At 45.6% G+C, this 21,184-nt stretch carries 27 protein-coding genes; 25 read left to right on the top strand and 2 right to left on the bottom strand.

Features of this window, described 5'->3' with window-relative positions:
- Both BLV66_RS15500 and BLV66_RS03520 read right to left on the bottom strand, forming a co-directional pair.
- On the bottom strand, positions 1 to 171 hold the full coding sequence (locus BLV66_RS15500; protein ID WP_176974107.1) for a hypothetical protein: 171 nt from the start codon (positions 169 to 171) through the stop codon (positions 1 to 3).
- A gap of 54 nt (positions 172 to 225) precedes the next feature.
- Entirely contained in the window at positions 226 to 462 is a 237-nt protein-coding gene (locus BLV66_RS03520) for a hypothetical protein (protein ID WP_086986764.1), read from the bottom strand.
- Positions 463 to 762: 300 nt separating this feature from the next.
- On the opposite strand from BLV66_RS03520, the gene BLV66_RS03515 reads away from it, so the two are divergent.
- From BLV66_RS03515 to BLV66_RS03400, 25 genes are all read left to right on the top strand, one after another.
- Positions 763 to 1,695, top strand: a complete 933-nt coding sequence (locus BLV66_RS03515) for a terminase small subunit (protein ID WP_086986763.1) — start codon at positions 763 to 765, stop codon at positions 1,693 to 1,695.
- Positions 1,688 to 2,989 (top strand): PBSX family phage terminase large subunit, encoded by a 1,302-nt coding sequence (locus BLV66_RS03510; protein WP_086986762.1) that lies wholly within the window; start codon positions 1,688 to 1,690, stop codon positions 2,987 to 2,989. Before BLV66_RS03515 ends, BLV66_RS03510 begins: the two co-directional genes overlap by 8 nt.
- Positions 2,990 to 3,029: 40 nt before the next feature.
- Entirely contained in the window at positions 3,030 to 4,475 is a 1,446-nt protein-coding gene (locus tag BLV66_RS03505) for a phage portal protein (protein ID WP_086986761.1), read from the top strand.
- On the top strand, positions 4,438 to 4,752 hold the full coding sequence (locus tag BLV66_RS03500; protein WP_086986760.1) for a ribosomal-processing cysteine protease Prp: 315 nt from the start codon (positions 4,438 to 4,440) through the stop codon (positions 4,750 to 4,752). The genes BLV66_RS03505 and BLV66_RS03500 overlap by 38 nt, the downstream gene beginning before the upstream one ends.
- A gap of 4 nt (positions 4,753 to 4,756) precedes the next feature.
- Positions 4,757 to 6,124 (top strand): minor capsid protein, encoded by a 1,368-nt coding sequence (locus tag BLV66_RS03495; RefSeq protein ID WP_086986759.1) that lies wholly within the window; start codon positions 4,757 to 4,759, stop codon positions 6,122 to 6,124.
- Between the two features lie 11 nt (positions 6,125 to 6,135).
- On the top strand, positions 6,136 to 6,438 hold the full coding sequence (locus BLV66_RS03490; RefSeq protein ID WP_086986758.1) for a hypothetical protein: 303 nt from the start codon (positions 6,136 to 6,138) through the stop codon (positions 6,436 to 6,438).
- Positions 6,435 to 6,692 (top strand): DUF2829 domain-containing protein, encoded by a 258-nt coding sequence (locus BLV66_RS03485; RefSeq protein ID WP_086986757.1) that lies wholly within the window; start codon positions 6,435 to 6,437, stop codon positions 6,690 to 6,692. The genes BLV66_RS03490 and BLV66_RS03485 overlap by 4 nt, the downstream gene beginning before the upstream one ends.
- Before the next feature lie 21 nt (positions 6,693 to 6,713).
- Positions 6,714 to 6,980 carry a DUF6275 family protein gene (locus BLV66_RS03480; RefSeq protein ID WP_086986756.1) on the top strand — a complete coding sequence of 89 codons (267 nt, stop codon included), beginning with the start codon at positions 6,714 to 6,716 and terminating at the stop codon, positions 6,978 to 6,980.
- Positions 6,981 to 7,184: 204 nt separating this feature from the next.
- On the top strand, positions 7,185 to 7,814 hold the full coding sequence (locus tag BLV66_RS03475) for a DUF4355 domain-containing protein (RefSeq protein WP_176974106.1): 630 nt from the start codon (positions 7,185 to 7,187) through the stop codon (positions 7,812 to 7,814).
- Positions 7,815 to 7,829: 15 nt separating this feature from the next.
- Positions 7,830 to 8,141 (top strand): hypothetical protein, encoded by a 312-nt coding sequence (locus tag BLV66_RS03470; RefSeq protein WP_086986754.1) that lies wholly within the window; start codon positions 7,830 to 7,832, stop codon positions 8,139 to 8,141.
- 24 nt (positions 8,142 to 8,165) lie between these two features.
- Positions 8,166 to 9,221, top strand: a complete 1,056-nt coding sequence (locus BLV66_RS03465) for a major capsid protein (protein WP_086986753.1) — start codon at positions 8,166 to 8,168, stop codon at positions 9,219 to 9,221.
- A gap of 51 nt (positions 9,222 to 9,272) precedes the next feature.
- On the top strand, positions 9,273 to 9,425 hold the full coding sequence (locus BLV66_RS15420) for a conjugal transfer protein (RefSeq protein ID WP_143033087.1): 153 nt from the start codon (positions 9,273 to 9,275) through the stop codon (positions 9,423 to 9,425).
- A gap of 19 nt (positions 9,426 to 9,444) precedes the next feature.
- Positions 9,445 to 9,666 (top strand): hypothetical protein, encoded by a 222-nt coding sequence (locus BLV66_RS03460; RefSeq protein WP_086986752.1) that lies wholly within the window; start codon positions 9,445 to 9,447, stop codon positions 9,664 to 9,666.
- A gap of 13 nt (positions 9,667 to 9,679) precedes the next feature.
- The gene (locus tag BLV66_RS03455; protein ID WP_245826706.1) at positions 9,680 to 10,015 is read left to right on the top strand and encodes a phage head-tail connector protein; all 336 of its coding nucleotides are present in this window, start codon (positions 9,680 to 9,682) and stop codon (positions 10,013 to 10,015) included.
- A complete protein-coding gene (locus BLV66_RS03450) occupies positions 10,012 to 10,359 on the top strand; it encodes a hypothetical protein (RefSeq protein ID WP_086986751.1) in 348 nt (115 codons plus the stop codon). Before BLV66_RS03455 ends, BLV66_RS03450 begins: the two co-directional genes overlap by 4 nt.
- A gap of 1 nt (position 10,360) precedes the next feature.
- Positions 10,361 to 10,909 (top strand): HK97-gp10 family putative phage morphogenesis protein, encoded by a 549-nt coding sequence (locus BLV66_RS03445; RefSeq protein WP_086986750.1) that lies wholly within the window; start codon positions 10,361 to 10,363, stop codon positions 10,907 to 10,909.
- A gap of 8 nt (positions 10,910 to 10,917) precedes the next feature.
- Positions 10,918 to 11,262 (top strand): hypothetical protein, encoded by a 345-nt coding sequence (locus BLV66_RS03440; protein ID WP_143033086.1) that lies wholly within the window; start codon positions 10,918 to 10,920, stop codon positions 11,260 to 11,262.
- Between the two features lie 13 nt (positions 11,263 to 11,275).
- A complete protein-coding gene (locus BLV66_RS03435) occupies positions 11,276 to 11,713 on the top strand; it encodes a phage tail tube protein (protein ID WP_086986748.1) in 438 nt (145 codons plus the stop codon).
- A 67-nt stretch (positions 11,714 to 11,780) separates the two neighbouring features.
- Positions 11,781 to 12,179, top strand: coding sequence for a DUF6096 family protein (locus BLV66_RS03430; RefSeq protein ID WP_176974105.1), 399 nt, complete (start codon positions 11,781 to 11,783; stop codon positions 12,177 to 12,179).
- Between the two features lie 113 nt (positions 12,180 to 12,292).
- Positions 12,293 to 12,571 carry a hypothetical protein gene (locus BLV66_RS03425; RefSeq protein WP_143033085.1) on the top strand — a complete coding sequence of 93 codons (279 nt, stop codon included), beginning with the start codon at positions 12,293 to 12,295 and terminating at the stop codon, positions 12,569 to 12,571.
- The gene (locus BLV66_RS03420) at positions 12,572 to 16,810 is read left to right on the top strand and encodes a hypothetical protein (RefSeq protein ID WP_086986746.1); all 4,239 of its coding nucleotides are present in this window, start codon (positions 12,572 to 12,574) and stop codon (positions 16,808 to 16,810) included.
- 11 nt (positions 16,811 to 16,821) lie between these two features.
- Positions 16,822 to 17,187, top strand: a complete 366-nt coding sequence (locus BLV66_RS03415; protein WP_086986745.1) for a DUF6711 family protein — start codon at positions 16,822 to 16,824, stop codon at positions 17,185 to 17,187.
- A 27-nt stretch (positions 17,188 to 17,214) separates the two neighbouring features.
- Positions 17,215 to 19,545 carry a hypothetical protein gene (locus tag BLV66_RS03410; RefSeq protein WP_143033084.1) on the top strand — a complete coding sequence of 777 codons (2,331 nt, stop codon included), beginning with the start codon at positions 17,215 to 17,217 and terminating at the stop codon, positions 19,543 to 19,545.
- A gap of 2 nt (positions 19,546 to 19,547) precedes the next feature.
- A complete protein-coding gene (locus BLV66_RS03405; RefSeq protein WP_086986743.1) occupies positions 19,548 to 20,084 on the top strand; it encodes a hypothetical protein in 537 nt (178 codons plus the stop codon).
- A 35-nt stretch (positions 20,085 to 20,119) separates the two neighbouring features.
- On the top strand, positions 20,120 to 21,184 hold a 1,065-nt coding region (locus BLV66_RS03400), incomplete at its 3' end, for a hypothetical protein (protein ID WP_218131788.1).

Raw genomic sequence — 21,184 nt, 5'->3', positions numbered from 1 at the left:
TTAATGACGTTCTGCGAAAATTTGCAACATGAGTTTTAAAGTAAGATCCTCATCGCGGATGCCACTCGCGAGGGCAAACCATTGGTATTTATCTAGCATTCGTTTTTCTGAGTCCACCAAACTGAATTCGCGAATCATTTTTTCAAGCGTGTTTTTTTCTTTGGTATGCATAACAGGGTGCCTCCTTCATTTAAAATGATCGGGCGGATGAACCGCCCTGGCGTCTTATTGGAATGGGTTTGTGTACTGTACAGATAAAACATAGTGATTGATCAAGGGGAAGGCTTCATAAAACTTGATGTCGGTGATGCGGTAATCTCTTTTAATGGTCATCAAATCAGTAAAAAGCTTGTTCATGTCTGCGGATTGTTCTAGACGGGCTTTCAGTTCCTCGCTGATCAAGATTTCCTCATATACGTTCGCGCCATCCCAATCACGTTTGATGCATTCTGTTTTAATCATTTTAATTTCCCCTCTCTCTTAACTTGACTAAAGTATATCACGTACTTTATACAATGTAAAGTAGTTTATATAAAGAAATAAATATAAATGATGGTAAATCGGATACGACGGAGCGCCTTTTGTTGGTACCGCTGTAATTCTTGACATAATCAGGTCTGTCAAGCATAATGTGTAGTATAGTAGCCAAGAGTACACACGCGGCTAACCAAAAAAGAATATTCAAAAACCCACCTCATGACTATCTACGTCGCGGGGTGGGTTTTTTGCGTCCAAAATACATAATCATGTGAGGTGGTGAGGTTGATTGATTGGGACGGATTAAAGCGCGAATTTGAGGAGACAGATGCCACCCTGAAGGATCTGGCTGAAAAGTACCGCGTCAAGTACGCCACTGCCCGCAGCCGAAAGAGCCGCGAGGGGTGGAAGAAAGAAAAGAAGAGTTCTACGAAAAAGGAACGGGCTGCAACGCCGATCAAAAAAGATGCAACACCAAAGAAAAATGTTGCAACACGCAACACGCAACAAAAAAATGTTGCAACACCGAAAGCGATCGAAGAACTGGACGGTAATACCGAGCTAAGCGAGAAACAAAAAAATTTCTGTCTACTATATTTGCAAAACAGATTCAATGCAACGAAGGCATATCAAGAGGCCTATGACGTGAGTTATAAAGTGGCGAATGCCGCAGGGCCCAGGCTGTTGGTTAATGTTCGTGTAAAAGAAGAAATCCATCGACTTAAATCGCAGATGCATCAGGATATCTATCTAGACACTCGCGATCTGCTGCAAGAGTACGTAAAACAAGCATTTGCAGATATCACTGATTATGTGGAGTTCGGCACCGATGTCCTGGAGGTAGTGGACAAGGCCGGTAATCCTATTTTGGATAAGAAGACCGGAGAGGTGGAAGTGTACAAGCGTTCGTTTGTCATCCTTAAAGACGCTCATGAGGTGGACGGCTCAATCATCCAAGAGGTCAAAAAAGGCAAGGACGGCGTTTCTGTGAAGCTGTACGACCGAAACAAGGCGATGGACGTCCTACTTAAGTATTTTGGTGATGATGTGAAGGATATCAACAAAGAGCTGATGCAGATCCAACTGGAAAAAGCGCGCCTGGAACTGGCCGAGGCTAAAGCCGACGCGCTGGGCGGTGAAGATGGTACGGATGATGATGGGTTCTTGAATGCCATTGATCAATCGCTTGATACTGTATGGGGTGATCTGGATGAGTAGGGCCGTGCGGTCGAAGGTATCTTTTAAATTCACACCTTTCAGCAACAAACAAATGCAGGTCCTGACGTGGTGGCGGCATCCGAAATTAAAGGAGCTAGAAGCCATCATCTGCGATGGTTCTGTACGGGCCGGGAAGACGCTCATCATGTCACTCAGTTATATCCTGTGGGCTATGACGGAGTTCGACGGTCAACAATTCGGGATGGCCGGGAAAACAATCGGATCATTTCGCCGGAACGTGCTGCGGACGCTGAAAATCATCCTGTGGGGCCGCGGCTACAAGGTGCATGATAATCGATCGGACAACATTCTGACCATCTCTAAAGGCGGGAAGACGAACTATTTCTTCGTGTTTGGTGGAAAAGACGAGAGTTCCCAAGACCTGGTACAAGGGATCACGCTGGCAGGCTTCTTCTTCGATGAGGCGGCGCTCATGCCACAATCGTTTGTCAATCAAGCGACGGCGCGGTGTAGTGTGGACGGGTCCAAACTGTGGTTTAATATGAACCCGGAAGGACCCTATCACTGGTTTAAGACTGAGTGGATAGACAAGGCAGCTGAAAAAATGGCGCTGCATATCCACTTTACGATGGACGACAATCCAAGTTTGACGGAAAAGGTCAAGAATCGTTACAAGCGGATGTACTCAGGCGTGTTCTTCAAGAGGTTCATTCTCGGCCTGTGGGTGATGTCTGAGGGGATTATTTACGACAACTTCGATCCTGAAACTATGGTACTAGACATACCGGATGACATGCGGTTTGACAAGAACTACATATCTGTCGATTACGGGACACTTAACCCGACCGCCTTCCTCTTATGGGGCAGGAACTTTAAGACCTGGTACGCGCGGGATGAGTATTATTATTCCGGCCGTAAGACGCAAAGGCAGAAGACGGATGCGGAATATGTGGAAGAAATGAACAGGTTTGTAGAAAAGCACGGCTTGGACAAGAAATCTGTCACTATCATTGTGGATCCATCTGCAGCATCCTTCATCACAGCCCTCAAAAACGAGGGATACACGGTGGACAAGGCTAAAAATGACGTGATTGACGGCATACGCGCCACGGCGGCAGCCATGAACGAGGGTGCTATCAAGTTCAGCCGGACATGCAAGAACTTGATACAAGAGTTCGGATCTTATACGTGGGATGCTAAAGCCTCTTTGAAGGGTGAAGATAAGCCGATCAAGGAGCACGACCACGCAATGGATGCATTGAGATACTTCGTGTTCAAGGTCATCTACAGAAAGCAGACAACTTTATCGAAAAAACCAAGCTGGCTATCATAGTCGGCTATTTTTGTGCCAAAAATAAGAGAGGAGGAAAGACATGGCAATAGCGATTGACAGGGAAGAGGCTGGGGATATCTCTAATCCATCTTTCGAGGTGATCAACTGGTGTGTGCAGCAGCATCAGAAGGAACTGGCTAGGCTGCAGATGCTGAGTGACTACTACGACGGGCGGCCGCACAAGCCGAATGAGCTTGCTGATGTGCGCACGCCGCATGAAAAAGAAGAAATCTACGTGAATAATGCTAAATATGTCACTGATATGATGGTCGGGTTTGCTGTGGGTGCACCTATATCGTACGCGCCGCCGAAAGCCGGGAATATCGATCCGATTATAGACGCACTGGATGCCATGCGCATCCGGAAGCACGACAAAGAACTGGCCAAAGATATTTCAGTGTACGGCATCGGGCTGGAATTGCAGTATCTATCACGGCATCCGGACAACCCGCTTAAGACAGTGCCCAAAATAGCGGCAATTGATCCTAGGGGCATGTTCGTGGTAGTGGATGACACTGTGGAGCGCGAAAAATTGTTTGCGGTACGCTACAAAGAGAAGCAAAGCATCAAGGGTGTGCGCACCTGGGAATTTAATATCTACACAAAAAAAGCGGTGATCACATACCGCAGCAAAGAAATGCAGCTGACACAGAGCAGCTTGATGGATGACAGGCCAAAGGTAGTGCTTCACTACTACAAAGATGTGCCGGTCACCGAATACCGCAACAACGAAGAGAAACAAGGGGACTTTGAGCAACAAATCCCGCAGATCGATGGCTACAACAAACTGATGACCGACAGGATACGGGACAAAGAAAACTTCATCAAGGCCGTGATGGTCCTGTATGGGTTCACGCTGCCGGAAGAGCGTCCCGATGAAATGAATGGGAATGTGGTACTTAATGCACCCGCTAAAGAAGACGGCGGGGATGCTGAGTTTCTTGTTAATACCTTCGATGAGAACGGCGTGCAGGTACTAGCTGATGCGTTAATAGACGATTTCCACAAGACTTCCTACGTGCCGAACCTAAATGACGAGAATTTCAGCGGAAACGTATCCGGTGAGGCTATGAAATACAAGCTCTTCGGATTGCTTTTGGTTCTGGCCACAAAGATCGGATACATGGAAGACGGGTTAACAGAACGCTTGCGCTTGCTTGCGAATATCGTGAGTTTGAAGGGCGAGGCGGTCGATGTGGACGGCATCAAGATCTCATTTAAACCAAATCTTCCAATCAACCGCAGCGACATCATTAAACAAATCAGCGACAGCCAGGAGTTCATCCCGCTGCTGGTATCACTAGGATGGCTAGATGATATAGATGATCCGGAGGAAATACTGGAAATGCTCCGAGCGCAGAAAGAAGAAGAGATTAAGCTGAATCAGAAGGCGATGGGCACAGCGAACAGCCATAGCGATGTGGAGATGGAAGAGGAGGACGATGCAGATGATCAGAGTGAGAATCAAGAAAGACTTGATGCATAACGTCCAAACTATCCAAGTTTCAGGACATGCGAACTATGCGCCGAGAGGGCAAGATATCGTTTGTGCAGCTGTCAGTACACTACTTCAAACTGTAGGCTATTCTCTTACGAGCAGAGAAGAAACGATGACACAAGTCGATTTTGACTACCCTGGTGTCGGATCTGTCGAGATAGGCAAACCAACGCGCGAAAGCCATTTGATAACGGGCGTTTTTGAGCTGGGTGCTTCCATGCTGGCGGAACAGTATCCGGATCATGTGTGCCTAGAAGTGGAGTGACGCGATGGCAGCTGAGAGTTATTTCCTGAAACGGAACATCGAAAACGAAGAAGCCATGCATCGTTCTTTGGATGCAAAGGAGGCTGTCATTCTCGAATCCTATATACAAGCCGAAGATTATTTAAACAGGCAGACCAGAAAGATCTATGATCGTTATTTAAACAAATCGGGATTGGATGAGGCGGAAGTCAGGAAAATTCTAAATACTTCCGCTAGTTTGACGGACCTCGCGGAACTGCAGCGCCTATCCAAGAGTTTGACGGACAAGGAAATCCAAAGAGATGTCAAGGCATATTTAAATGGGTTATCTGTAAAGCATCGTATTAGCCTCTTGGAGACGTTAAAGGCTAAAGCCTACCTAGTAGCTAAACGAATAGCAAACGTTCAACTGGACGTACAGACGGACTTCCATATCGACGCAATCCGCGAAGCTTACACCGAAGCGGCAACCGAGGCGGTAGTAGGACAGACGGAGCAAAAGATTACGGTCAAAGAAGGGCAGTACCCCAAGTTCGTGGCTACGAAATCACAAGAGGTATTGCAGATTAGGGATGCACAAACGGAAAAAGTGGTTAAACAAGTCATATTGCAGCCTGATCCTGAGGTACCCGAATTCAAGGAGCTGTCAACCAGGTACGTGAAGAACATCCTCGAGAGCGAATGGAAGGGGTCGAACTATTCCAAACGTATTTGGGGCGACACAGACTTATTGGCCAAACGATTAGAAGAACTCTTTACCGTTAAGAATTTAACAGGCATGTCAGAAAGTGAAATGAGCAAGATTCTAGCGAGCGAATTCGATACAGCCATGCATGTGGCCAGGCGGTTGGTGCGCACGGAAGCGAATTATATGGCCGGGCAAGCAAAGTTAAGGTCTTGGAAGGCGCACGGGGTAGAGAAATACATCCTTATTGCCGTATTGGACTTCAGGACGTCCGCCATATGCCGATCTATCGATGGGAAGGTTTATGAAGTGGATAAGGCTGTATGCAACGGGAAAGATGGGAATTATCCGCCATTTCACCCGTGGTGCAGGACAATAGCCGCCGCATACTTCGGAGAGCGTACTCTTGACGGCAAGCGAATCGCGAACGATCCTTTGGCCAAGAAGACATTTGAGATTGGTCAGCGTACGAATTACAAGGAATGGGAAGAAATGCTCACCAAGCGTCACGGCAAAGAAGAGGTTGAATCCTTTCGAAAGAAAGTGAAGAACCTGACTGCGGACACAAAGCAATTCAACCGCTACAAAGCTATGCTAGGTGATGAATTCACGTACAAGACAGTAGACGAATTCCAAAACGTTAAGTATACGGATTCGATCGTTTACGAAAGACTGAAGGATTTATACGCCAAAGCAAGGCGAAAATAGAGGGGTGTGGAATGTTTCCGAGAACAATCAAAATAGGCGGCCTTCTTTACGGCGTTGAAATCACAAAAGATTTGCAGGGTAAGGAAGGGAACTGGGGACACATTGCGTACAAAGAAACCAAAATACGCATAGATGACAACCTGAATCCACAACTCACCAATCAAACGCTAATCCACGAAATGACACACGGTATTTTGATGGAGGCCGGCTACAGCGAACACGAAGAAGAAATGGCCGACAGGATAGGGAAAGTGCTTTACCAGGTCTTAAAGGATAATGATTTCATTTTTATTCAGGAAGGAGCTACAGAATGAATTTTGTGCAAGCGATAGTGGCGTTAAAAGAAGGTAAGCAAGTAGCGCGCCAAGGGTGGAACGGCAAAGGTCAGTTCGTGTATTTAATAAAAGGGGCTGAATTGCAACGGGGTTTGAAATATGGTTACGGCGAGTATGAAGGAGAGCCTACTATTGTAGACGTCCTCGCTATAAAAACTACAAGCAACCATATCCAAATCGGATGGCTTGCTTCCCAAAGCGATATGTTGGCAGAAGATTGGGAAATCGTTTGATACTACAAATAGGGGTGCGAAATGGATAATCAAGAATTTATCGAAAAATGTAAGGAAATAGTTTCCAACTACACAAACAACCGCGTGGATCCTACTGAACACGTAACGGTTGCGCCTCACGAGGTTTATGTCGTCTGGTGCTGCAAGACCCTACAGAACAATAAAGCATTGCTCAGCACGCCATTATCTGATGGCATGTACTACGAGTGCACGTATAACGGCGACAAGGAAGAAATTTACCTTGATGCTTACAAGAAGTGGGAAAACATCAAATACGACGTTAAATAAACAATCATTGTCCTCGAACGACACTAAACTTATCGCGATGCCTCCGAAATCGGCAATTAAAGGCACTCTCTTGGCTTTTTGAAACAACTGAATAGCGACACATGAAGTTGTACTTGTTTGGGCTTAGGCACTCACTTGGATGGCTTATTTTGCGTGATTTCAGTTCGAGTAAGCGGGACTTGATTGGGCAAAGGAGAAATGAAAATGAATTTATCGGAAAACGCTAAATACGATTATCTGCTGCAGGCTAAAAAAGCGCTCAATTTACAGATGTTCGCTGAAGGCGATGGAGGAGAGGGCGGAGAAGGTGGCACCCCTCCGGAATTTACAGGTCCGCAATCGCAATCAGAATTAGATAGCTTGATCGGAAAAGCCGTAAATACTGCTTTGGCAAACGCTAAGAAGGATTGGGAAACACAAACGAAAGAGCAAATCGAAACCGCTAAGACGCAAGCTGAGAAACTTGGACAAATGTCTGCAGAAGAAAAGGCAGCCGAAGCTGAAAGGCAACGGTTAGCAGAACTCGACGAAAAAGAGAGGCGCCTAAACCAACGCGAATTGAAATTCACTGCGAGTGACATTCTTTCGGAGAAGGGTCTTCCCACCAAACTGGCTGACATCCTCAATTATTCCGATGAAAACACAGTTAAAGCGCACATCGATGTAGTATCAGAAGCGTTTTCCGAAGCTGTACAAGCAGAGGTGGACAAGCGTTTAGCTGCATCTATTGACATCCCTGCCGGCGGAACAACTGCAAAACCTACAACAAAAAGCGAGCAATTCGCAAAAGAAATGAACCAACGAAGCGAAAGCAAAAAATCTCTTTGGGGTTAATTAGGAGGAATAAACATGTATTTTGAAAAGCAAAAATATGAAGAAATCAATTTTCTGGCAAGTGCTAAATTCCAAGCGTTCACGGAACAAGTCGCCTCTACTCACGCGCAAACGGTAACCACTAACGGCATCAAGGTAGTGCCTGCAGGTGCTGTTTGGCCGGCGAATGATGCAACAGCCAAAGGAATCTTGCTGAATGCTGTCGATGTAACACACGGACCACAACCAGCCTCCGTGATCGTAGAAGGCTATATCATCGCTGAGCGTTTGCCTGCACAACCGATTGCAGCCGCTAAGACGGCAATGACCGGCATCAAATACCGTTAATAACAAAACAGGAGGAATAGACATATGTTAAAAAATGAAATGAAATTACAAATGTTTGCAGGCACATCGATCCTTGACTTATTCAGCCATAAAGAAGTGCTGAACTACTTAAGAAACCGGAATCTTCCAACATTATTGGGCGATGAATTGTTCCCATCTCGTAAAACGACATCCCTGGAATTAGAGCAAATTACCGGTGGTGGCGGCATCCCTGTCATCGCAAGCATCCACGCATTTGACACTGAATCTGAAATTGGATCTCGTCAAGCTGCAAAAGCGACGCTTGAATTGGCATTTATCAAGCGTAAGATGCAGTTGAAAGAAAAAGATATCATGGCTTTGGAAAACCCTAGAACTCCTGAAGAGCAAACGTATTTGACGGAGCAAGTCTACAACGATATCGAAGTTCTGGTCAGAGGTGTAATGGCCCGTGTTGAGAAGATGCGTATGGATGTTCTTGCTAATGGCCAAGTTACCATCAACGAGAACGGACTTAACGCCACAGTGGACTACCAAGTTCCAGCCGACCACAAAGAAGCGCTAAGTGGAACGGACCTATGGACAGATCCGACATCAGATCCATTAGGGGATATCGACCGCTGGATCGAAGCGATGAGCATTACGCCGACACGCGCTCTGACATCTAAAAAGATTCTCAATGCATTGTTGCGCCATCCGCAAGTGAAGGCTTCTGTTTTCGGTAGCGACACCGGCAAGGTTCTGACTCGTAACGAATTGGATGCCTTCATGCAGTCTAATGGGTTGCCGATCATCCGCACGTACGACGATAAGTACAAAGAGCAACAAAAGAACGGCACCTACACAACGAAGCGTTATTTCCCTGAAAACAAATTCGTCATGTTTGATGATGAGATTCTGGGTGAAACAGTATTCGGGCCAACTCCGGAAGAACGTTTAGTACGCCGCGCCGCTGTGGACATCTCCATGGTCGGTAACGTGTTGGCAATGGTTTACGAGGAAAACCTTGACCCTGTCGGAACATGGGAAAAAGCAGTCGCTACGGCGCTACCTTCCTTCGCTGCCGCAGACGAAGTTTTCCAAGCGCAACCAATCGCTTAATTTGCCGGGCGCTGACTATTGTCGGCGCCTATTATTTTTGGAGGTGTAGAAATGAAAGTAAGAGTCAAGGAAATGCCTGTGCGATATAGCGGTAAGCGTTATGTTGAAAATGAGACACTAACCATCAAAAAAGAAGCTTATGATGAAAAGTTATTCGAGATCTTGGAAGATGATTCTAAAAAAGACGGAGAAGATGGCGAATAGGCGCCGAGGAGGTTAAATCATGGCTTATTTAACAAAAAGAGACTACGTTGACGCGGAATCCAAAGAAATTGTAAAAAAAGGTACCGTTATCAATGGCGATAAAGAAAAACTAGAAAGACTTTTGGAACTAGACATAGTGTCAGAAGTTCACATAGGCTCAGAGCTTCCGAAAGAGAAAGTCACTCGCAAAGCAAGCGCAAATAAAAGCGATGCGTTAAAGGCATCGGACAGCGCGGATTGAGGGGTTGGTGATTGTGTTGCAATCGTATGATCGCACAATAGAGATTGAAAAGTTCGTTCGCTTTCTTGGCAAGTCGAGCATGGATGCTGCTGAACAGAAGCTTTTAGAGGACATCTATGATGATGCCGTAATGGAGGCCCTGGGCTATTGCAACCGGGATGATATTCACTTCGGTATGACAACATGCATCCGCGACCTGGCCAAAATAAGGTACAACCAGCAAGGTTCTGAAGGGGAGTTATCAAGGTCAGAAGGTGGCGTATCTCAGACGTTTGAAGATGGAATCCCAAGAAAGATACGCTCTCAGCTAAACAAATACCGCGTGGCGAGAATGGGGCGTGTCAGATGAGGTTACGTGAAATGGATCTAAAGACCGTTTACCTGAAGAAGCGAATTGTCACACGCGACGAAGAGGGGGATAAAACCATCTCTTACAGCAGGGACGCCGAACCGTTACGCATGAATGTGCAATCTGCAGGCGGTGTGGTTAATGCTCAGATATACGGTGGACGTTTGCCTTATATCAAGACTTGCAAGTATCAGGGTGAAAGCCTTGTTCCTGGCAAAAACGAAAAGGATGGCATTTGCCTCTACGTAGATCCTGGGGCGGATCCTGATTATGAAATTTTGTCAATCGAACCCTTCTCAGACCACCTCAATTTAAAGCTTGAAAAGTTGATTAAGGAGACTTGATATGAAGGTAACGATAACTGGATTGGATAGGCTTAACGCAAAATTAAAAAAACTGCCCACGACCCTTGAAGATGCGGTTTTCGATGCGACATTCGAGATAGTCGAAGATATTCAAGGAAGAGTAGAAAGTAAGCTGAATTCAAGCATTTACTACAATCGTGGCGGTTTGGCTGGCAGCAATAAGAACGAAGTCGTGAAGGACAGCGAAGGAAAAATAGTGGGTCGCGTGTGGAATGACGATCCCGTTTCGGTGTTTCGCGAATTTGGTACTGGTCCGGTCGGTGAAGCTTCTCCGAAGGATCTGCCTGAAGGCGTGAACCCGGTTTACACGAAAGAGGCTTGGTTTTTCCCTGTCGATGCTGTCGATATCGATCTTACGGCGATATACGGCATGCGGAAAATAACGATTCAAGGCAAGGAGTTCTATCGTACGAGCGGACAACCTGCTAGACCGTTCATGTATCCGGCATTCAAAGAAGGTATCGATAAAGCTGAAGAAGTATACAAAGAGCACGTTCAGAAGAATTTGCGGAAGGGGTTGGGTCAATGAGGTTCAATATGAAACAAGAAATTGCATATCTCTTAAGTTCGGTTGATGGCCTTGAAGACTTCAGCACCGATTATCCGCAAGAAATGGCTACTTTTCCTTGTGCGATATATCGTACCGCCGCAGAAGGGCATGCAATCGACGCGTACAGAAATGAGCTGCAAACAAAATGGACAGTCGTTATCGAAGTTTACGGAATAAAGAGCGTTTCTGATCTTGCTGCAAATATTGCTGACGGCATGAGAAAACTTGGGTTCAAGGTATCCGATAAGGATGCCAACGTGGCCGGGTTAAAGCGCATCGTGCTTGAGTGCAGGGCAATCGTGGACAACAAAACAAAAATAGTTTTTTTATAGGAGGAAAAGGAATATGGAGAAATTGGAATTACAACAATTCGCCGGTGAAATCGTGGGGTTGTTAACAAAAGGTACAGTTCTTTCGTACAAAAAATTAGCCGAATTCGTAGAATTAGCCGGTGTCAAAGGGATCCCTCAATTAGGTGGAGATCCGGAACGTGTAGATGTCACTACGCTAGCCGATGCAAAAAGAAAATATATCGCTGGTATCGAAGATACTGATAACTTAGAATTCGCGATTGTATACCAAACCGCAAACTTCACAGATGTGCACACATTGGTCGAAACCGGAGTGGAAACGGAATTCAAAGTGGTTTATCCGGATGGTATGGCAGTCACTTTCAAAGGTGTGCCAAAATTCAAGTTCAGCGCCGCTGAAATCAACGGAGCACTTGAATTCACATTGGTTATCGTAGTTTCTGACGGTCCGGACTTCGCGCCGGTAGTGTAACTAAAATGAAGGGCAGTCCAAGCGATTGCCCTTTTTTCTTTTCATAAAAAAACGGAGGTTTATATACATGGGACAAATTACAAAAATGCCTACTACAAAAACGGTCAACTTCGGAGGGCTTACGCTTGAATGCCGCCTTACCGGAAGGGCTATCTTGAATATCGAGAAACGTTTGGACGAGTCCTTGATGGGTCTTTTCATTAAAAATGAAGGCGAGATGAAACTTCCACCTGCCAACAAAGTTCTGATCGTTCTGCATCTGTCAAATACCGTTCATGGCGTGAAAGAAGCAGATGTCGTTAAGGCTTTTGAGAACTTTATCGATGATGGCGGCAATTCTATGGAATTGTTCGGAATCGTTCAAGATCTTCTGGGTGAGGCAGGTTTTTTCGGGAAATCGAAAGACAAGGCAGAAAGCGAAGAGCTGACCCTGGACAACGCGAAGGAAGAGGAATCAATCCTGTAAATCGGAAAGAATACACAACTCTTACCGAACTCTTGAACGATATGTATCTTCCGGCGGTTCAAAATGGAATCCCTTCGGATGAGTATTGGTCAAAAACATTTGAAGAAATTATCGTGCAAGTGGATGCGAACCAACGCATCAAAGAAGAGGATATCAAGCAAGAAGCTAACCTAAACTACCGCTTAGCACAACTAATGGCTTACGCGATGAATGAGCCGTCTAAGATGCCAAGCTTCGAATCCGCCTATCCATTCGCTGGGAAAGTGGAGGAAATCACAGAAGAGGAACGACTTGTGAAGGAAATGGAAGAAGATCAACAACGCATGATGATAATGGCGCAAGCCATCAAAGCTACAAGGGCTAGGAAGGCGAAAAAACAGGAGGTGAAATAAATGGAGTTAGAAAAACTGGAGGTTCTGCTCGAGGTAAACACGAAGAACGTCCAAGAGTCTATCAACCGTGTTTTACCGCAAATTAACGGTCTTTTGAAAAAAATCGAAAGCGCCACTGGTCAGAGTGGTGAAAAAATCGAGCAGAATCTGGATATGAGCGATGCTACTAAAAAAGTGGAAAACACGCTCGGCGATTTCATCAAGAAGTTCAGCCAACAAATGGACCGGATGGAAGAGTTATCCAAAAGCAAGACTGATGCAACATCCCGCAATCTGGAGCAAGGGTTTAAACAGACGCGCGCTAGGGCTGGAAAAGAAATCGATTTGATGGTCAAGGATATCAACTCAAAAATGGGGCAAGCTAGAGCGGCTCAGAACAAGATTGCTCACCTAGCTGCTAAACGTACATCAGCTGTAAAAGACAACGACACAGGCGCAGTGGTGAAGTATGACGAACAAATCGCTAGCGCTGAACAAAAAATGACGAGTTACCGAAACAAAGCGCGCGAAATGGCCCGGACAATGAAGGCTGAGTTCGATGCCGTTCCTGCTAGCCTGAAGAATATCGCGGCGACGATGGATCAGAATGAGGGGCAGATCGAAACGCTACGATCTAAAATCGCAAACATGCAGAAGGTATATGAGTCACAGAGAAAGACGGTCGGGTCGTTCCAATCTGGGTTTAGTACAGCTGATTCTGACAAGTCAGTAGATACTATGCAAAAGATACAAGTTCAAACGGCTAAAATGAACAAATTAATTAGTTCTAACGACGCTTTGCAACAGGCTTATGCAACGACGGAAGACAGGGCGAAGGCTCTCAGAACTGCTCTTTTTGGGCTTGGAGACACGCTTGATAAGTCTAGTATTCAAACGGGGAATGCGGCTTCTGGGGTAAAGAGTATTTCAAATGCATCTGCAAAAGCGGGTAATACCTGGTCGCGATTCGGTGGCCTGTTCAACCGCGTTTCCAATAATATTGCACACGGCACTAAGTCGGTTGGTAAGAATTTGGGCAGCTTCTTCTCTATGTTCAACCAATCGGGCAGCCGCATGAATAAAGGGTTGTCACAAAGCAACAGCGCTTTAGGTAAGTATGTAGGCGGATGGCGCAAAACAATCTGGATGTTGGGGAATCAGCTGATTGTGTTCACTTTCCTGTATCGCGGAATAATGGCTTTAGGGCAAGGTCTATGGAACTCGCTCAAAACTAACCAAGAATTCGCAAACTCGCTAAATCAGATCAAAGTGAATCTGTTGACTGCCTTCTATCCAATCTATCAAGCCGCGCTACCAGCAATAAACGCGCTTATGAGCGCATTGGCGAAGGCTACAGGCTATATCGCTTCATTTATAGCCAACATCTTCGGATCGACGTACGAGGCGGCAAAACAAGGCGCAAGCGGGCTATATGACAACGTGAAAGCCTTGGAAGATACGGGAACAGGCGCAACGGATGCGAAAGACAAAATCAAAGAGTTACAACGTTCTTTGATGGGTTTTGACGAGATTAACAGGATAGGTCTGGATGTCAATTCGGATGCTGACGCAGGAGCGGGTTCTGGATCGGGAGCCGGTACCCCTGGCATCGATTTCAATACTCCTGACTATTCGACGCCGGCATGGTTATCTAAATTTGCGGATAATGCACGGAATATTCTTTCGCAATTATTCGAACCAGTTCAAGCTGCCTGGAATAAATACGGAAAATCCGTAATGGATGCCGCCAAATTCGCTTTAACCGAAGTTTGGGAGCTGACCAAATCAATCGGTCGATCTTTCATGGAAGTGTGGACTGGCGGAAGTGGCGAACGAATATTAGGAAACATCCTTCAGATTATAGCGAGCATCCTGACTTCGGTTGGAAACCTCGCAAACGGGCTTAGAGAAGCTTGGGAAACGAACGACTTAGGAGTAAGCATCTTCACAACGATCTTGGGGATCATCGAAATGTTGACGGGACACTTCAGGGATATGGCAAAGGCCACAGAGGATTGGACGGAATCCCTTGATTTTACACCTCTGATGACTTCCATCGACACACTATTGAAAGCCTTAGCCCCTTTGACGGACAACATTGGAGCTGGCTTATCTTGGCTCTATCGAGAAGTCTTACTGCCTTTGGCTGGTTGGGCGATCGAGGATGCTTTACCTGCATTTCTAGATGCTCTTTCCGGTGCGTTGAAATTTCTGAATGAAATAACAGAGGCTCTACAACCGACTTTCCAATGGTTATGGGATGATTTCTTGGCACCAATAGCAGCGTGGACAGGCGGCGTAATCGTTAGCATTTTGGAAGGTTTGGCCTCATCGTTAAGCGGTATTGGTGATTTCGTATCGGAGCACCAAGTGGGATTCAGTAATTTTGTAGTTGCGTTCGCCTCGTTTGCCGGAGCACTTAAAGTCATTAGCGGACTCAAAACACTAACAGGGATTTTATCAGGTGTGTTTGGCTGGCTATCTTCCATAGGTGGTCTGAGCGGGGTTCTAGGTGGCATTGGAACAGCTGTAGGAGGCGTCGTTACTTTCCTAGGCGGACCATGGGCCATAGCGATCGGAGCTGCCATCGCTGTAGGTGTATTGCTTTGGAAAAATTGGGATACGATCAAGGAGAAGGCTAGTCAATTAGGTGGCTGGATATCTGAGAAGTGGTCCGGAATAAAAACCGCTACGTCTGAAGCGTGGGGAAATGTTTCAACGAAGGTGTCCACCAAAGCTAACGAAGCCAAAAATGGAGCTATTAATGCCTTTTCTACCATGAAAACCAAGGTAGGCGAATACTTGTCGAGTATCCAATCAACTGCAAGTACAACGTTCGACAATGTTACTGGATGGGCTACCGGTTTGGGTTCGAAAATTGCTGAAGGGTTACGAAAGGGGCTTGATTCTGTTAAATCGGCAGCGGCATCAATCGCTAACGGCATAGTCGGCGTTATTGGTAAAGCTGTTAACGGCGTAATTGGCGGGATTAACTGGATATTGGATAAAGTCGGAGCGGGTGGCAACAAACTATCTACTTGGGCTGTACCGACATATGCGCAAGGGACAAATGCGCATCCGGGCGGCTTGGCAATGGTCAATGACGGCAGCGGTAAGAATTATCGCGAAGCTTTCCAACTACCTGGTGGCCAAGTCGGCTTATTCCCGAACCAAAGAAACATGTTGGTTAATCTACCGAGAGGCGCGAAAGTGCTTGACGGAGAAAGAACAAACAGCATGTACGGCGGTGTTCCTCGTTATGCGAATGGGATCGGTGATTGGTTTAGCAAAGCTTATAACGGAGCGAAAGAAATGGCCGGAACAGTCTGGGATTATCTATCGAACCCAAGCGAATTGCTGGATATCGCAATCAGCAAATTTGTTAACTTGTCAGGCGCGGTAAACCCAGCTCTGGCTATTGCCAAGGGTGGAATTAGTACGGTTGCAGGAAGTGCGACGAACTTTATCAAAGGGATGCTCGAAAAAGGCTCAGAGTCTCCTGTCGGAACCGGCGTAGAAAGATGGAGACCTACCGTCATCAGGGCGCTATCCATGAATGGACTGCCAACGACAGACGCTTATGTAAATGCTTGGTTGCGTCAAATTCAGTCTGAATCAGGCGGTAACGAGAAAGCAATCCAAGGGAACATCGGCGATATCAATAACAAGACGGGGGATTTGGCCAAAGGTTTGGTCCAAGTCATCGGAGCAACTTTCAATGCGTATAAATTCCCTGGCCACGACAACCGGTTAAACGGTCTGGACAGTTTGTTAGCTGGTATCAATTACGCCAAGAGCCGATATGGTGCAACTGGCATGCTGAGTGTCATCGGAAACGGCCATGGTTACGAAAATGGCGGCGTAGTGTCAAATGAGGGCTACTACAGACTCGCGGAAGGAAACAAGAAGGAAATGGTCATCCCTCTTGAAAAACGCAACAGAGCGCTTGAATTGCTTGAAATAGCAAAAGACTATTTAGGCGTCTCCGATACTAGCTCGCTACAAATGCCTGATCTATTTTTAGAAACGCCTATGCAGCGATTGGATATGCCAATATCTACGAGAGAGGCTGGCGGAGGGCTTACGGGTATGTCGGAATCGATTTCGAACGCGTTAGCTATGTATGCTGCATCGGGTAATAAAGCGAGCGGTCCGATGGAGGTAACGTTAGTAATGGATGGTCAGAAGATCGGAAAAATCGTAATCAACGAAATCAACGAGATTATCGATCGTACGGGAGCAATCCCTATAAATATCTAGGAGGGGTCCGAATGGATGAATTACTGTTAGTGGGTGGGCGTTACGTAAAGGCCCCCCAAGAGTTTAGCGTGGGATACCAAACGATCGATGCTGACACAAGCGGGAGAAATGCAAGTGGCACAATGGTACGGGATATTATATCGGAAAAAGTGAAATTAGAAATCAAGTGGGGTCCGCTGAGCGATGGAGAGATATTCGACATCCTGAACGCGGTGGATTCCGCTTTTTTTGATGTTACTTACCCGAACCCAAAAACCGGAGGTATGGCCACAAAAACATTCTATGTAGGGGACCGGACGGCACCATTGTATTCGTGGAACGAAAAATTCGGAGCGATAAAATGGCAAGGTCTGTCTATGAATTTTATAGAGAAGTAGGTGAAACATTTGCTAAAAAACAGCTCTTTGTTTGTCGATGCGATGAAATCAAGCTTAAGGGACATTCGCGCGAGAGTAAAAATTAATAACATTATTTATGATGACGAAACCCTGGTATCTATTAATGCAGATTTGGGGAGTATGGCTGGCGAAGAATACGCAATCGGATCGGCCATAACCAATGCGGCCACGATTGTATTTTCCGAAATCATTGAAACCGTAGTAGCCCTAGACCGCGTGACTATTGAAATCGGTGTAGTTAGGGGGAATTTATCTCCCGAGTTAAGAAAAATGCTAAATACGAAAATCGGAACAGCTAGGGTCGGCGGAACGAGGTTAAATTCGTGGAATCCGGATAGCGACATAGAGTATGTGCCGCTGGGTGAATTCTATATATCCGATCATGTTGATATCGACTATAACGAAAAGAAAACAACTATCGTTTGCAAAGATCAAATGATTTTTTTAGAAAATGACTACAACTCGCAATTAAAATACCCTGCAGATATAAGGGATGTCGTTACGGAAATAGCTAACCAAGCGGGCGTGGAAATAGATTATAAGTACATCGGGAACCTGAGCGCTACTAAAATCGAAGAGCCAAAAGGGTACACGCATCGTCAAGCGCTGGGGTTAATCGCACAAATTGAAGCCGGATTCGTCACTTTTAGCCGAACGGGTAAATTGCAAATAAGAACCCTCCAAGACTCCGATTACAACATTTCGATGGATGAATATTATTCGAAAGGGTTAGTTAAAAAGGGGATTCGTTACAGGGTTGGAGGAATTACTTGTACGGTCAACAAAGACGAAGAGACACTGACTCTTAAGGTCGGTAGGGATACCGGACCTCAAATCAATTTGGAGAACGACGTAATGACACAAGAGATATTAAACGATGTGTACGAAAAGTTGGCAGATGTGGATTTTTATCCATACGCGTTGGAGTGGAGGGGTAATCCATCATTGGAGGCCGGCGACTTATTCACGATACAAGACGCTTCAGGATCTCCTTTAAAGGTTCCTAACTTGGGTTACAAATTGGTGTATAACGGTGGTCTAAAGGCTACGAGCGAAGCTGAAACAAAGAGTAGGACAGACGTGAAACCTTCCGGAAGACCAACGCTGCAACAGCAGATAAACAAAACTCTGTCAAAGATAAAAGAAGAAAGTAGCAGCTTGAAAAATGCATTCGAAGAAGCTAATGAAAAAATAACCGGAAATAGAGGCGGTTACCTCACAGCCCGTTATGACGAAAACGGTAAACCTTATGAATTCCTGGTAATGGACACGGAAGATATCAATTCGGCCACAAATGTTATCAGGTTGAATCAAGAAGGAATCGGCTTTTCCCAAAACGGTTATAACGGACCTTTTGGGGTAGCGATAACGATCGACGGGCATATTGTAGCTGATTTTATCGACACAGGGATATTGAACGCCGGAATGATACAAGCGGGATTCAACGGAATTGCGCAAGGCGTAAGTATGACTCCAAATGGATTGAAGGCAGTCGCCGCAAGTGGAGAATACTCTGTTGTAGAAGAAGGAGGCATGCGATTTTTCACAAAAACCGGATCGCGTACCGGGGCGATAGAGTCAGGGTACGTAGTGTCAGAAGGGTCAAATGGGGTTGCGGTTTTCGTAGAACCCGGAAAATCTTTCAGCATTTCAAGAAAGAACGAGTCAACCGGAATTTATGAAACATTTTTGAGAATACCTTTCAACGAAGATGTTATTGAAATCCCGAGAATTTTAAACATGAAACACCAAGAAATTAGGTACGTCAAAAATATTTGGATGCAAGGAACGTCTACATCTCCTGGCGGAAGGGTATTTGATAATAATGGCATCTTGGCATTGGGCGGATATAACAGCACTAGTCTCGGATGGTTAGATACAAATGGTGGAATCACAACTGTTTTGCAATTGCTATATCGAGAACTAAGAGCATTTGGAACACTGAACATGAATGGGAATGTCATCACGAATCAGTCAGATATTCGCCTGAAAGACAAAGTTGTGGATGCGGTTGTGGATCCTTTTTCCGTCATTGAGAAAATGCGTTTTATCAATTTTGAATGGGATGCAACAAATCCTTACAACGAAAAAAAACCGACTGGCGAGCAGTTCGGGATGGAAGCACAATATGCGCCATTTTTGGCCGTAAAAGACCAGGGTTCCAATTACCTAAGCATCGACATGGGAAAACAAGTAAATATCAATAGCATGGCGCTACAAAAGATGCTTCAAACTATTGATGAATTAAAAGCGGAAAATGCTGATATGAATAGGCGGCTGAGCGCTTTGGAAAAATTAGTAGCCGATAACAGCGCCGCGGCCGGAGGAGATGTTTAATAATGGCATATATAAAACAAAGCTGGGGAGATTACGATGATACGAAGTCGGAGGCGCAGAATGCCGCAAACGGAGCTGTAGTTACAGCTGACCGAATGAACCACATGGAAAATGGTATCGCTAATGCGGTTGATAAATTAACCTTTGATAAATTGGAGGCTGATTCGAAAGCGATTGGAGTGCAGCTTTCCGAAAGGGCCATCGTTGAAAGTGGAGGTAATGAAGCGGACGGTTATTACACCAAGTATGGGAATGGGGATATAGAATTTTGGGGAAAAATAGACTTATACGGAACGTTTTCAACCGGCAGCGTTGCGACATTCACAAAGACTCTCCCGTTCTCTTGCGTCAACCCTGTCCAAGTTGTATTGACAGGCTCCATGTACGACGGATCCGGAGCTTTTAGCGATTTCAGAGCGGGTGCGTATCGCAACGGTTCAAATGTTAATGGCTTTTTCGGCCATGTGCGATGTGAATTTGCGGCATCAACACAGAGTTATATGGGCGTGCACTACCAAGGTAAAGGAAGATGGAAATAAGCACGTCAAACAAACGAATTAAAAGGAGTGATTAGATGGCAACGCCGAAAATTATACCGTATCAAGTAAAACTTCGATCAACAACTATAGAAAGAAGTCTAGTTAGACCTATTGTATACACGAATGACTTAAGGTCGGCCGAATTTCAGTTCCAAGTAACGGATATGCAGGCTGGCGAACTTTCAGGCGCAACGGCTACAACGCTGCTATACATGCGGGATGGTTCTTTCTTCCAAAATCCGAAAGAGGATGTTGAATTAACAGGAACTACATTTAGTTATTTGTTAAAAGAGGACGAGGGGAATCATGCCGGGATTGCGAGAATACAACTTGTTGTTCGCTTTAATGAAGGTTTGGAAGATGAGCAAAACTTCCCTAGTCAACTTTATGACTTCGAGATCGTTAACGGACTGGAAACACAAGTAGCGCAACAGATCATGATACACGACTGGACCACGCTCACAAGAGAGGCGCGCGCGTACATCGACGAGTTCGCGGCTAACGAGATACTCAGGGAAGCTGAGTTCGATAACAACGAATTTGACCGGAATGCGGCATTTAATTTGGCGCAAACTAATCGGCAAAATCAGTTTAGCGATTTAGCAGAAGACCTGACAGCCACGCTCGCTGCCGCCGATGCCAACATAGAAGAGTTTGACGTGGCTTTGGAAACTGGAATAGCCGCGGCTAAACTTGCGGAGAAGTTGGAAGATTTTGAGGAAATAAACAACTCAAGGTTACTTTCAACTGAGCGACAGTTGGCGCATATCGAATCGACAAAAGCTGATTTATCCGATTTGCCATCAAGTGCCTATGTTTTTAAAGGTAGTACCACTTTTGCCGCATTGCCGACAACCGGAAACACGCTTGGGGATGTGCGATGGACGACTGACAATCTCTTAAATTACGCATGGACAGGCACAGCATGGACGCCAATCGGTAATGGGGCATTCGCGGATGGATCTGTAGTTACACCCAAACTAGCGGATAAAGCTACAACCATACCAAAGTTAAATCTTGAAACACAACACGCCATATTGTCAAAAAAACTATTCAACGAATTGGAAATTTTGCCAATAGAGCCCAAGTTAGGATTGTTT

Origin of the sequence: Trichococcus collinsii (assembly GCF_900107505.1) — a bacterium.
GTDB lineage: Bacteria > Bacillota > Bacilli > Lactobacillales > Aerococcaceae > Trichococcus > Trichococcus collinsii.
This window is presented reverse-complemented; position numbering and strand designations above follow the sequence as displayed.